The organism is Pseudoflavonifractor intestinihominis, assembly GCF_040096055.1.
GTDB classification, from domain to species: Bacteria; Bacillota; Clostridia; order Oscillospirales; family Oscillospiraceae; genus Pseudoflavonifractor; species Pseudoflavonifractor intestinihominis.
Genome location: NZ_JBBMFK010000004.1, coordinates 149,975 through 162,555, shown reverse-complemented (window position 1 = coordinate 162,555; position 12,581 = coordinate 149,975). Strand labels below are relative to the sequence as shown.

General features: G+C 63.4%; 12 protein-coding genes. 9 read left to right on the top strand and 3 right to left on the bottom strand.

Features of this window, described 5'->3' with window-relative positions; all coding sequences use genetic code 11:
• Nucleotides 1-103 precede the first annotated feature (103 nt).
• Nucleotides 104-781: a TIGR00266 family protein gene (locus WMO64_RS04125; RefSeq protein ID WP_294517147.1), complete on the bottom strand. Its 678-nt coding sequence runs from the start codon at nt 779-781 to the stop codon at nt 104-106.
• 195 nt (nt 782-976) lie between these two features.
• Between WMO64_RS04125 and WMO64_RS04120 the strand changes: the two genes are divergently transcribed.
• The 8 genes from WMO64_RS04120 (at nt 977) to WMO64_RS04085 (ending at nt 9,608) form a co-directional block, all read left to right on the top strand.
• Entirely contained in the window at nt 977-1,837 is an 861-nt protein-coding gene (locus WMO64_RS04120) for a hypothetical protein (RefSeq protein WP_294517150.1), read from the top strand.
• A 51-nt stretch (nt 1,838-1,888) separates the two neighbouring features.
• Nucleotides 1,889-2,362, top strand: coding sequence for a TspO/MBR family protein (locus tag WMO64_RS04115; protein ID WP_294517152.1), 474 nt, complete (start codon nt 1,889-1,891; stop codon nt 2,360-2,362).
• A gap of 71 nt (nt 2,363-2,433) precedes the next feature.
• Nucleotides 2,434-2,844: a TSUP family transporter gene (locus WMO64_RS04110; RefSeq protein WP_349231123.1), complete on the top strand. Its 411-nt coding sequence runs from the start codon at nt 2,434-2,436 to the stop codon at nt 2,842-2,844.
• Between the two features lie 39 nt (nt 2,845-2,883).
• The gene (locus WMO64_RS04105; protein WP_349231100.1) at nt 2,884-4,644 is read left to right on the top strand and encodes an aryl-sulfate sulfotransferase; all 1,761 of its coding nucleotides are present in this window, start codon (nt 2,884-2,886) and stop codon (nt 4,642-4,644) included.
• Nucleotides 4,645-4,833: 189 nt separating this feature from the next.
• Complete coding sequence (locus WMO64_RS04100) at nt 4,834-5,907, top strand: ABC transporter ATP-binding protein (RefSeq protein ID WP_349231099.1); 1,074 nt, start codon at nt 4,834-4,836, stop codon at nt 5,905-5,907.
• On the top strand, nt 5,904-6,767 hold the full coding sequence (locus WMO64_RS04095) for an ABC transporter permease (RefSeq protein WP_349231098.1): 864 nt from the start codon (nt 5,904-5,906) through the stop codon (nt 6,765-6,767). The genes WMO64_RS04100 and WMO64_RS04095 overlap by 4 nt, the downstream gene beginning before the upstream one ends.
• Nucleotides 6,767-8,212: a GldG family protein gene (locus WMO64_RS04090; RefSeq protein ID WP_349231097.1), complete on the top strand. Its 1,446-nt coding sequence runs from the start codon at nt 6,767-6,769 to the stop codon at nt 8,210-8,212. Before WMO64_RS04095 ends, WMO64_RS04090 begins: the two co-directional genes overlap by 1 nt.
• Nucleotides 8,199-9,608 (top strand): DUF4340 domain-containing protein, encoded by a 1,410-nt coding sequence (locus WMO64_RS04085; RefSeq protein WP_349231096.1) that lies wholly within the window; start codon nt 8,199-8,201, stop codon nt 9,606-9,608. The genes WMO64_RS04090 and WMO64_RS04085 overlap by 14 nt, the downstream gene beginning before the upstream one ends.
• A gap of 58 nt (nt 9,609-9,666) precedes the next feature.
• On the opposite strand, the gene WMO64_RS04080 is transcribed toward WMO64_RS04085, so the two are convergent.
• Nucleotides 9,667-10,890 (bottom strand): sensor histidine kinase, encoded by a 1,224-nt coding sequence (locus tag WMO64_RS04080; RefSeq protein WP_349231095.1) that lies wholly within the window; start codon nt 10,888-10,890, stop codon nt 9,667-9,669.
• Complete coding sequence (locus tag WMO64_RS04075; protein WP_349231094.1) at nt 10,887-11,561, bottom strand: response regulator transcription factor; 675 nt, start codon at nt 11,559-11,561, stop codon at nt 10,887-10,889. Before WMO64_RS04075 ends, WMO64_RS04080 begins: the two co-directional genes overlap by 4 nt.
• A gap of 281 nt (nt 11,562-11,842) precedes the next feature.
• Here WMO64_RS04075 and WMO64_RS04070 point away from each other — a divergent pair, with 281 nt between their 5' ends.
• Nucleotides 11,843-12,508 carry a hypothetical protein gene (locus WMO64_RS04070; RefSeq protein WP_349231093.1) on the top strand — a complete coding sequence of 222 codons (666 nt, stop codon included), beginning with the start codon at nt 11,843-11,845 and terminating at the stop codon, nt 12,506-12,508.
• The last annotated feature ends 73 nt before the right edge of the window (nt 12,509-12,581 follow it).

Here is a 12,581-nt window from a genome sequence, read left to right as displayed (position 1 = left end):
GGTACAGACAGTATTATACCGGAGCGGTCCCCCGGACGCAACCGGGGCCAAAAAAGCACAGGCCGGACGGAGCGGCGCCCCGTCCGGCCTGTGCCGGTCTCGGTCAGTTGTTTCCCGTGGGGATGAAGGGCCGGATGGCCATGGCCACGCTGCTGATGGGCATGGTCTGGAGCCACACCTTCCCCGGGCCGGTGAGCAGGGTGTTGAAGATGCCCTCGCCGCCGAAGAACATGTTCTTCAGCCCGGGCACCTGCTGGATGTCCATGGACACCGTGGGCTCAAAGCCCGCCACGTTCCCCGTGTCCACCACCAGCTGCTGGCCCGGCATCAGGTCGTACTCGATCAGGTCGCCGTCGATCTCCGCGAAGGCCATGCCCCGGCCGGACAGCCGCTGCATGATAAAGCCCTCGCCGCCGAAAAAGCCCGCGCCCAGCTTGCGGTTGAAATGGATGGACAGCTCCACCCCCGCCTCCGCCGCCAGAAAGGACTTCTTCTGCAAAATCATCTCCCGGCCCGGCCCGATCTCCATAGGCATGATCTTCCCGGGAAAGCTGGAGCCGAAGGTGATCATGCCGTCGCCCCGGGCGGTGTAGATGTTCTGGAAGATGTTTTCGCCGGAGAACGCCCGGGAGAACATCTTGCCCAGGCCGCCGCCGCTGGTCTCCATCTGCATGTTGGGCGACATCCAGACCATGGAGCCGCTCTCGGTGATCATCTTTTCGCCGTTTTCCAAGTGGCACATCACAACGGGGAAGGAACCGCCTGCAATCTCATACCTCATAGCCATCCTCCTCAGCGTTTCTGGATACCTCCATCATAGATGCAGCCGCCCAGGCCGTCAAGCAGTAATTTCGAATCGCGGAAAAACTCTCCCGCCTTCCAAAAGCCGGGAGATCTCCCCCGGACGTGACAACCCGGCCGGGGTATGGTATGATATTGTCCGCTCGATCAACCCTTCTGACGAAAGGAAACGCTTATGAGAGAGAAAAATAGAATCAAGATCCTGTTGGTGGTGGTGCCGCTGCTGGTGGCCTTCCTCTCCGTGTTCGTGGTGTCTGGGATCGCCTCCTCCACCGAATTCCACGCCGACTCCATCGCCTCCCTGGACGCCAAACAGACCACGGTCCTGGAGCTGACCGCCGCCTCCACCGCCGCCTCCGCCGCCCTCACCCTGCTCCCCGGCGACACCGCCACACCCATCGCCGAGAAGCTGGCCGACCTGAGCTCCGGCTTCCTGGTGGTGCTGTGCGCCATCTACCTGGAGAAGTACCTGCTGACCCTCACCGGGTTCGTCTCCTTCACCTTCCTCATTCCCATCTCCTGCCTGCTGTACGCCGTCAACGTGTTCCTGGACCGGGACGGCCTGCGGACCCTGGCCAAAAAGCTGCTCATCTTCGGCCTGGCCATCGTGCTGGTCATCCCGGTCAGCGTGAAGATCTCCACTCTGATCGAGAACACCTACCAGGCCTCCATCGAGGCCACTATCGACAGCGCCAAGCAGACCACCGAGGACGTGCAGGAGAGCACGGAGGGCACGGAAGAACAGGACGACGTGGGCTTCCTGGAGGGGCTTATCTCCAAGATCACCCAGGGCATCTCCAACGTGGCCTCCGGCATCTCGGAGAAGGTGGGCGACATGATCAACAGCTTCATCGAGGCCCTGGCCGTCATGCTGGTCACCTCCTGCGTCATCCCCATCCTGGTCATGCTGTTCTTTGTGTGGCTGGTCAAGGTCACCTTCTCCATCTCCCTGCCCGTCAGCTACACCGGCGCGGTCAAGGGCGTCAGGGGCGCCTTCCCCCACGGGGAGAAGGGCAAGGACACGGAGCAGTCCTGAGGCATACATATTTCCCCGCCGGACGCATATCCTATCCCCGGGTGATTGCGTATGATCAAGCACACATGGAAGGTCTACGGGGCGTGGATCCTGCTCTCCGAGGCGGTGGGCGGGCTGTCGGGCTGGCTGACCCAGGACGGAGCCAAGGCCTACAGCCAGTCCATCGTCAAGCCGCCCCTGTCCCCGCCCCCGCTGGTGTTCCCCATCGTGTGGGCCATCCTCTTTGTCCTCATGGGCATCGGCGCGGCCCGGGTGTTCCTGGCCCCCGCATCCGCCGCCCGCACACGGGGCCTGCGGCTCTTCTTCGTCCAGCTGGGCTTCAATTTTCTGTGGAGCATCCTGTTCTTCTGCCTCCAGGCCTTCGGCTTTTCCCTGCTCTGGCTGCTGGTCCTGTGGGGGCTCATCCTCTGGATGCTCTTCACCTTCCTTCAGGTGGACAGGGCCGCCGGATTGCTCCAGGTCCCCTATCTGCTGTGGGTGACCTTTGCCGCTTACCTGAATCTGGGCGTGTGGGTCCTCAACTGAGCGCCGGACCGGCAGGATATCCTGCCGGTCCGGTTCTCTTTTTACGCGCTCTGTCCCTCCTTTTATTTTAAATACGAAATTTAAGAATAATTTCAGCCGCGGGGGCCAGCGCCCGGGCCCGGATCGTCAAGGGCGCGGCGGGCGGCGCCTGCATCGGGCTGATATGCGGCTTCTTCGGCGCGGGCGGCGGCATGATGATGCTGATGGTCCTCACCGTCCTGCTGGGCTATGAGCTGAAAACCGCCGTGGGCACCAGCGTGTTCGTCATGACCTTCTCCGCCCTGACCGGCGCGGTGAGCCACTTCGCCCTGGGCAGCCCGCCCCGGCCGGACCTGCTGGTGCTGTGCGTGGTGTTCACCCTGGCGTGGGCCCAGATCGCCGCCAAAATTGCCGCCCGGGCCGACGCCAGGCTCCTCAACCGCCTGACCGGGGTGATCCTCACCCTGCTGGGCTTGGTTCTGGTGGTTATCACCTTCCTGTAAGGCCCCCTGATATGCACAAAGGAAAGCGGGTGAATGCAAATGACAACAAAGCGTATAAAAAAGGCGCTGCTGATTCTGGTCATCGCCGCGGCGGTGCTGGCGGTGGGGGTGCCCATGGTGGTGACGGCGGTCTCCAAGGCCTTCACCGCCCAGGAGCACGTGGTGCGCACCGACTGGGAGATCGACGCGGGAGCTGTCATCGACCAGAGCGAGGAGTTCCGGGTGGACATCGCCCAGGCCAAGCTGGGGGACGGCCTGCGGGCCGTTCAGCTGGTCCCCCAGGACATGGACGAGGAGGGCTTCACCTACTACGACCTGGATGTGCAGCGGCGGCTGGACGGCGCCCTCCAGAGCCTGAAGGAGCTCTCCGGCATCTCCTGGACCGCCACCATGCCCCTGGCGGTGCTCAACCCCTTCGGCACGGGCAGCAACGGCCTGTACCTGTACTTTGAGACCGACATGGCCACCAAGGTCACCTACACGGTCCATGTGGAGGGCGGCGATATCGCCGACTTCACCGCCGCGGCCGCCGACAGCTCCGGGCAGGAGTTTACGAAAACCCACGAGTTCCAGCTCATCGGCCTGGTGCCCGGCGAGACCAACCAGGTCACCCTGACCATGACCGGCCAGTGGGGCAACGCCCGGCAGATCGTGACCTTCACCGTGGACATGCCTTCCACCTCCTCCGGCTACTCCACCCGCCTGGAGGTGACCGAAGGAGCGTCGGACCAGGCCCAGGCCGACGGTCTCTTCGCCATGATGCGGGTCAACGGCTATCTGGGGTATGGCTTTTTCTTCGACAACGACGGGGTGCTGCGGTACGAGATGGTGCTGGAGGGGTACGGCCTGGACCGGCTGCTCTTCGACGGGGACGAGATCATCACCTGCGTGTCCTCCTCCAAGCTGGCCCGCATCGACGGGCTGGGCCGGGTGACCCAGGTGTACCGGCTGGACGGATACGACCTGCACCACGACATCGGCCTGGGGGCCGACGGAGAGGTGCTGGCCCTGGCGGAGGTGACCGGCGGCGAGACGGTGGAGGACAGGCTGCTCTCCATCGACCCGGACACCGGCGCGGTCACCGAGCTGGTGGACTTCAGCCAGCTGATGGCGCCCTACTTTGAGACCACCCGGCCTGTGGGCGCCGGGGACGACTTCTTCTGGCAGGCGGGCGAGTGGGACTGGCTCCACCTCAACAGCGTGCAGTACATGGCGGAGGACGACAGCGTGATTATCTCCTCCCGGGAGACCTCTTCCATCATCAAGGTGACGGGGCTCCACAGCACCCCCGCCGTGGACTGGCTGGCGGGGGATGAGCGCTTCTGGGCGGACACCGCCTATGCCGGTCTCTGTCTCACCCAGGAGGGGGACTTTGTCCCCCAGTACGGCCAGCACTGCGTGGAGTACTACGCCGACGGCGAGGAGGCGGGGGTGTACTACCTGGCGCTGTACAACAACAACTACTGGTCCCTGAACAGCCGGGACGGCCTCACCCTGGAGGTGGCGGACAGCGTGGGCACCGAGCTCTACGGCGACGGGGACGACGCCAGCCAGGTCTACGTCTACCGCATCGACGAGAACGCCCGCACCTATTCCCTGGTCTCCAGCTTTGACGTGCCCTACTCCAGCATCGTGTCCAACGCCTCCCCCTGCGGGGACAACTGGGTGGTCAACAGCGGCGTGGCCATGGTGTTCGGCGAGTACGACAGCGCCGGACAGCTCATCCGGCAGTACGCCTACGACTGCACCATGCAGAACTACCGCACCTTCAAGTACGACATGGCCATCTGGTTCCAGTAATTGCCCGCCGTTTTTCACATACTCCTCCCGCTCGGACGCGGCCGGCTGCCCAGTGCAGCCGGCCGCGTCCTTATTTTTTTCTCACCGTCCGTTTCTTTAGCGCCAATTTAGGGCAGCGCACTATATTGAATCAGGTATGGGCGGCTCAGGCCGCCCGGAAACCGCCATCAACGGCGAGGAGGTTCCGCAATGATAAAAGTTGAGCATCTGACCAAGTACTACGGCGACTTTCTGGCGGTGGACGACCTCTCATTCGAGATCGACGAGGGGCATGTCTACGGCTTCCTGGGCCCCAACGGCGCGGGCAAGACCACCACCATGAACATGATGACCGGCTGTCTCTCCGCCACCTCGGGCAAGGTGGAGGTGGGCGGCTACGACATCTTCGAGGACGCCAACAAGGCAAAGAAACTGATCGGCTATCTCCCCGAGCAGCCGCCCCTCTACATGAACGAGACGCCGGAGGAGTACCTGCGGTTCGTGGGCGAGGCCAAGGGCCTGCGGGGCAAGGAGCTGGAGGAGCAGATCGACCGGGTCATCGCCCAGGTGAAGATCCAGGACGTACGCAGCCGCCGCATCTCCGCCCTGTCCAAGGGCTACAAGCAGCGGGTGGGCATCGCCCAGGCCCTGCTGGGCAGCCCCAGGGTCATCATTCTGGACGAGCCCACCGTGGGCCTGGACCCCATCCAGATCATCGAGATCCGGGATCTCATCAAGCAGCTGGGCCAGGAGCACACCGTCATCCTCAGCTCCCACATCCTCTCGGAGGTCCAGGCCATCTGCGAAAAGATCCTCATCATCGCCCACGGCAAGCTGGTGGCCTTTGACGAGCCGGACAACCTGGAGAGGAGCCTGCTGTCCTCCAATGAGATCGTCTTCACCACCGACGCGGAGGCGGAGCAGGTGACGGACATTCTCTCCGGCGTGGAGCACATCTCCGGCGTACAGCTGGACGAAAAGGAGAACGGGCTGGTGTCCGCCCGGGTGAAGACCGACAGCAGCGACATCTACGAGGTGTCCCGTCAGCTGTTCTTCGCCTTCGCGGACCGGAGGCAGGCCCTGCTGGAGCTGTCTCTGAAGAAGGCCAGCCTGGAGGACATCTTCATCGAGCTGACCGAGGGGGGCGACCCCGGCCAGCCGGGCGCGGGGGCGCCGGACAATCCGGCGCCGGAGGGGCCCCGGGCGGAGCAGCCGCCGGAAGGGCCGCCGCAAGATGGGGACGCCCAGTCCGCCGGTACAGAAAGTGAGGCAGATCAGCTATGACAGCGGTACTGAAACATGAATTGAGGAACTATTTCCACTCCTTCACCGCCTACGTGTTCGGGGCCTTCCTGCTGGCCATCGCGGGCATCGGCTCCATGCTGTACAATCTCCAGGCCGCGGTGAGCAATTTCGAGTACGTGCTCAGCTTCGGCAGCATCGTGTTCGTGGTCATCGTGCCCATCCTGACCATGCGGGTCATCGCCGAGGAGCGCAAGCAGAAGACCGACCAGCTGCTCTACTCCCTGCCCATCACCACCACCCAGGTCATCGCGGGCAAGTACCTGGCCCTGCTGGTGGTCTACCTCATCCCCCTGGCCATCATCTCCATCTACCCCCTGATCTTCGCCCAGTTCGGCGAGGTCTACCTGCCCACCTCCTACGGCTCCCTGTTCGCCATCTTCATGATGGGCGCCGCCCTCATGGCCCTGGGGGTGTTCATCTCCTGCCTGACCGACAACCAGGGCCTGGCCGCCGGCATCGGCATCGCGGTCATCCTGTTCAATTACTACAGCGTCAGCCTGTCCGAGTACGTGTCCTCCACCGCCTTCGGCTCGGTGGTGGCCCTGGCCGTCCTCATCCTGGCCCTGGGCGCCCTCATCCGGTACCTGACCAAAAACGAGCTGCTGGCCTACGGCGTGAGTCTGGTGCTGGCGGTGGCGGTGTGCGTGACCTGCTTTGTGGACGCCTCCCTGTTCGAGGGCCTGCTGCCCGCCATCATGAAGCAGCTCTCCCTCTTCGAGCGGTTCAGCGCCTTTGTCAACGGCGTGTTCGACATGACCGCCATTGTGTACTACCTGTCTGTGATCGGATTTTTCCTCTTCCTTTCGGTCCAGTCCCTTGAGAAACGGAGGTACAACTGATGAAGCGCTGGAAGCTCCATGGGGACGGGGAGCAGGCGGCGAGAAACCGCATCGCCTTTCAGGGCGGCTCCTACTCCCTGATTATCACGGCGGTGGTGCTGGCCATTCTCATCGCGGTGAATGTGCTGGTGTCCGCCCTGCCCACCACCCTGACCAAATACGATATCAGCTCCGCCAAGCTCTACTCCATCACCAGCAACACCAAGGTGGTGGTCAACGCCCTGGAACAGGACGTGACCATCTACTGGATCGTCCAGTCCGGCGAGGAGGACGACATCATCGAGAATCTGCTCAACAAGTACGAGAGCCTGTCCGACCACATCTCGGTGGTCAAGAAGAACCCGGACGTGTACCCCACCTTTGCCGAGCAGTACACCGACGAGACGGTGCAGAACAACAGCCTGGTGGTGGAGTGCGGGGACCGCAGCCGCTTCATCAGCTATGACGACATCTATATCCAGGAGGCGGACATGTACTCCTACTCCTACAACACCTCCTTTGACGGCGAGGGCGCCATCACCTCCGCCATCGACTACGTGGTCACCGAGGACCTGCCCCAGCTCTACGTGCTGGAGGGCCACGGTGAGCAGGAGCTGCCCGCCACCTTCAGCGACCAGATTGAGAAGGAGAACATCGAGGTGAACACCCTCTCCCTGCTGACGGTGGACGAGATCCCCGAGGAGGCCGACTGCATCATGATCTACGCCCCCTCCTCCGACATCTCCACCGAGGAGAAGGATATGCTGGCCCAGTACACCCAGAACGGCGGCAAGCTGCTGGTGGTGGCCGGGCCGGTGGAGGACGGCAGCCTGGACAACCTGTACAGCCTGCTGACCGACTACGGCGTGGAGCCCCGGGAGGGCATCGTGGTGGAGTCCGACCGGGAGCACTACACCCTCCAGCCCTACGTGCTGCTGCCCGACATGGCCAGCAGCGACATCACCGACTCCCTCATCGACGAGCACTACTACCCCATCATGCCCATCTCCCTGGGCCTGGATATGAGCGGCGCCGACAGCGCCGTCACCGCCCTGATGACCACCTCCGACGCCTCCTTCAGCAAAATTGCGGGCTACGACCTGGAGACCTACGAGAAGGAGGACGGGGACATTGACGGCCCCTTCGCCGTGGCGGTGTCCGTGGACTGCGGCAGCGAGGGGCAGATGGTGTGGTTCACCTCCTCCGCCTTCCTGGAGGACATGTACAACGCCTTCTCCTCCGGCGCCAACTCCGACCTGGCCATGAACGCCCTGTCCTCCCTCATCGGCGAGCGGGAGGCCATGGCCATCCGCAGCAAGTCCCTCAACTACAACTACCTGAATATCAGCAGCTCCACCGCCTCCCTGCTGAAGGTGCTGATGATCGGCGTGTTCCCCCTGGCCTATCTGGGCATCGGCATTGGCGTGATTGTGAGAAGAAGGAGGCTTCAGAATGAAGCGGGCTAAACGGATCTATATCCTGCTGGGGGTGCTGGCGGTGGTGTGCGTCGCCGCCTTTGCCGTCATGCACTACCAGGAGCAGCAGGAGCTCATTCAGAACACCGACGAGATTATCCTGGAGGTGGACTCCAGCACGGTCCAGTCCCTCTCCTGGACCTACGACGGGGAGAGCCTGGCCTTCCACAAGGACGGCGCCTGGCTCTACGACGGGGACGAGGCCTTCCCGGTGGATGAGGAGAAAATCAATAACCTGCTGGAGCCCTTCCAGGCCTTCGGCGCCGCCTTCATCATCCACGACGTCACCGACTTCGCCCAGTACGGCCTGGACGACCCCACCTGCACCATCGATCTGGCCACCGAGGACGCCAGCTACGAGATCCAGCTGGGGGACTACAGCACCATGGACGCCCAGCGGTATGTGTCCATCGGGGACGGCAACGTGTACCTGGTCCAGGAGGACCCCCTGGACACCTTTGACGTGGAGCTCAGCGACCTGATCGCCAACGACGAGACCCCCGACTTTAATCAGGTGACGTCCATCCAGTTCACCGGCAGCGACTCCTACCAGGTCATTTATCAGGAGGACAGCGGCTACTCCTACTGCGCCGACGACGTGTACTTCAAGGAGCAGGACGGGACCTACCTGCCCCTGGACACCGCCCTGGTCACCAGCTACCTGAGCGGCATCACCAGCCTGAGCCCCACCGACTATGTGACCTACAACGCCGGTGAGGAGGACCTGGCGACCTACGGCCTGGACGACCCGGAGCTGACCGTGGCCGTCACCTACACCCCCGAGACGGACGAGGACGGCAAGGAGGCCGCCGAACCCGTTGTCTTTACCATCAGCGTCAGCCGGGACCCCGACGAGCGGAGCGCGGCGGAGGATGCGCAGTCCACTGAGGAGGACGACGCCGACATCACCGCCTATGCGCGCATCGGCGAGTCCAAGATCATCTACCAGATCACCGGCACCCAGTACAAGGAGCTGATGGCCGCCTCCTACGACGACCTTCGGCACCAGGAGGTGTTCTACGCCGACTTTGCCGACGTGACCGGTCTGGACATCACCCTGGAGGACGCGGCCTATACCATCACCTCCCAGGGCGCCGGCGACAGCAGGGCCTTCTCCTATGACGGCGAGGAGATTGAGATTGACGACCTACGGGACGCCCTGGAGGCCCTGACCGCCTCCAGCTTCACCGGCGAGGCGCCCACCGAGAAGGAGGAGATCAGCCTGACCGTCCATCTGGACAGCGAGGACTACCCGGAGATCCGGATCCAGCTGTACCGCTACGACGGCGAGCAGTGCCTGGCCGTGGTGGACGGCGAGCCCGTCTCCCTGGTCTCCCGTTCCTCTGTGGTGGACCTCATCGAGGCGGTCAACGCCATCGTCCTCTAAACAGAGCCCAACACAGCGCAAAAAACCAGGACCGCTTCTGCGGTCCTGGTTTTTTGTATTACAGCTTTACCCGGAAGCGGATGGTCCGGCCGTCCAGGTTGAAGACGCCGATCTCACCCCGGTGCTTCTCCACAATGGCCTTGGCGATGGACAGCCCCACGCCGAACCCGCTGCCGTAGGTCCTGGCCCTGTCCGCCCGGTAGAACCGGTCAAAGAGGCGGTCCAGCTGGATGCTGCCCACCTCCTCATAGGTGTTGTCCACGGTCAGCACCGCCCGCCGCCCGCCGGACAGCCCCACCCGGATAACGCCGCCCCTGTCGCAGTATTTCACCGCGTTGTCCATGAGGATGGAGAGCAGCTGTCGGATGGCGGCCTCGTCTCCGGTACAGGTCACCCACGGCGGCACGTCCTGCTCCAGGGTCATGCCCTTCTCCCGGATCGTCCCGGCAAAGGCCGCCGCCGTCTCGCCCACTGCCTCGCTCAGGCTGAAGCGGGCCATCTCCAGGGTGCTCTGGTCCTCGTCCATCCGGCTGAGCATCACCAGCCGGTTCACCAGCTCGGTCATGATGCCCGTCTCCTCCCGGATGTCGCTGAGCCACTCATTGGGCCCGTTCTCCGACTCCATGATGTCCAGGTTGGTGCGGATCAGGGTCAGGGGGGTCTTGAGCTCGTGGTTGGCGTCGGTGACGAACTGCTTCTGCTTCTGGTAGCTCTCCACGGCCGGCTTCACCGCCCGCCTGGAGATCAGAATCACCAGCAGCAGCACCACCACGCTGCCCGCCACAAACACCGAGGAGGCGGTCAGCAGAAAGCGCTGGTTCAGCTCCCTGGTGTCAGCGCCGTTGATGAACACCACCGCCGTGCCGCCCGATACGGCGTACACCTTGTAGCGGAAGTTTCCGATCCAGCCCCGCTCCTTCCCCTTCTCCAGGGCGGCGGAGGCGTAGGCCTGGGCCTCCTCCCCGCTGACGCTGGCAATGGCCCGGATGTCCACCGAGTCCAGCTCCCCGTCCCCGTCAAAGCGGACGGTGAAGAACCGGGTGGTGAAGGGGGACTCCTGGTTCACCCCGTCCGGCGGCAGGATCTGCCCCGCCTCCGGCCCGAACTGCTCAAAGTCCGGGAAAATGCCGTCGTTCTCCGACACCAGGTCGGCCAGGGTGTCCAGCCGTGCGCTGGTCTGGACCTCGGTGAACAGATAGATGACCGCAAAGAGGAGGAAAAACACCGTCACAAAGGACAGCATGCAGATCCGGATGAACTTCTTTCTCAGCCGGTCGATCATGCTTCCTGCTCCAGGGTGTACCCCGCGTTGCGGACAAAGCGGATGGTCACAGGGGCCTTCAGGGCCGCCAGCTTTTTCCGCAGGTTGGAGATGTGCACCCACACCACGCTGATGTCCACCTCGCTGTCCCAGCCCCACACGTGAGCGAGAAACTCGTCGGCGGTGACGATGAAGCTGGGCCGCTGGATCAGCATCTCCATGATCTGGAACTCCCTGCCGCTGAGGGCCTGGGTCAGCCCGTTGCAGCTGAGCTCGTAGGTGGACCGGTTGAGCACCAGATCCCCCACCCGCACCAGATCGGGCACGTAGTTGTCCTTCCGCCGCAGCATGGCCCGCACCCGGGCCAGCAGCTCGGAGGTGGAGAAGGGCTTGGACAGGTAGTCGTCCGCCCCCGCGTCCAGCCCCTCCACCCGCTGGTCCACCTCGGTCCTGGCCGTCAGGAACAGGGCGGGGGTGGAGATGCCCTGGCCCCGCACCTGCCGCAGCACCGCCATGCCGTCCAGACCGGGCATCATGATGTCCAGCGCCATGCCGTCGTACTCCTCCGTCTCGGCATAGGCCAGGGCGTCCGTTCCGGTGGACACCGCGTCCACCATGTACTTGTTCTTCTCGAAGATGTGCTTGAGGGATTTCAGCAGCTTCAGGTCGTCCTCTGCCACAAGCAGCCGCATAAGCCCAACCCGCCTTTCCTGGGTGATGTTCTGAGCTGCGCGCCGCTTCTCTCCCTTTGTTTCTTTCCTGTGCCTATTATAGTCTCCCGCCGGTCCGGTATCAACGTGCGGACCGTTTCGTTTACAAAATGTTTTGATTTTCCCGGCTTTTTACAGCTGGATTCACAGTTTGTTCACGAAAAATTTTAGCATGCCTTTAGCGCCCGGCCTTATGCTGTACCTGCGGCCGGAAGAGAGGCCGCTCCACTCCATCAACCAGACCCAAGAAAGAAGGTTGCTGCATGAAACACAATACCAGACGACTTTTCACCCTTTTGACGGCTCTTGTGTGTATCGGCCTGCTTGCGGGCTGCGGGACGGATACGGCGGAGAACGACACGGCGGACGGCGGCACAAACACCCCGGTCAGCTCGGAGGCCGCCGACGCCGCCACCGGAACGGACGCCGCCGAAACTGAGGACCTGATCGGCGAAGTGACCTACGTCAGCGACTCCTACATCAGGCTCAGCGTCTACCAGTCGGACACGGAGATCACCGACTACACCGACCTGGGCTCCGCCGTCCTCACCGACACGGGCAGCTCCGAGACCGTCATTCTGGACTCGGACGCGGTGTTTGAGTACGTGTCTTCCGGCATCCTGTACAGCACCACCGCGGACGGCGTGACCGTGGGGGACATCATCGCCGTCACCGCCACGGAGGACGGCATCCAGGAGTTCATCGTCCTGGACTACACCGCCCCCACCCAGTCTGAGGACGCCACAGAGGGCGACGGCAGCTCTGATGCACAGGACGGCGGCAGCGCCACAGAGGACGGCGGCAGCGACGCCGCCCAGGACGGCAGTACCTCCGGCGATGCGGAGAACGGCTCCGACGCCTCCCCCGAACCCACCGGCACCCCCTCCGCCGACAGCGGTGACTCCACCCTGGTCACCGCCGCGGCCTGACCTCCCCCTTCCGGGCCGGCAGAATGAATCCTCATTCTGCCGGCTTTTTTCTCTTTTCCATCTTCCGGCGGCA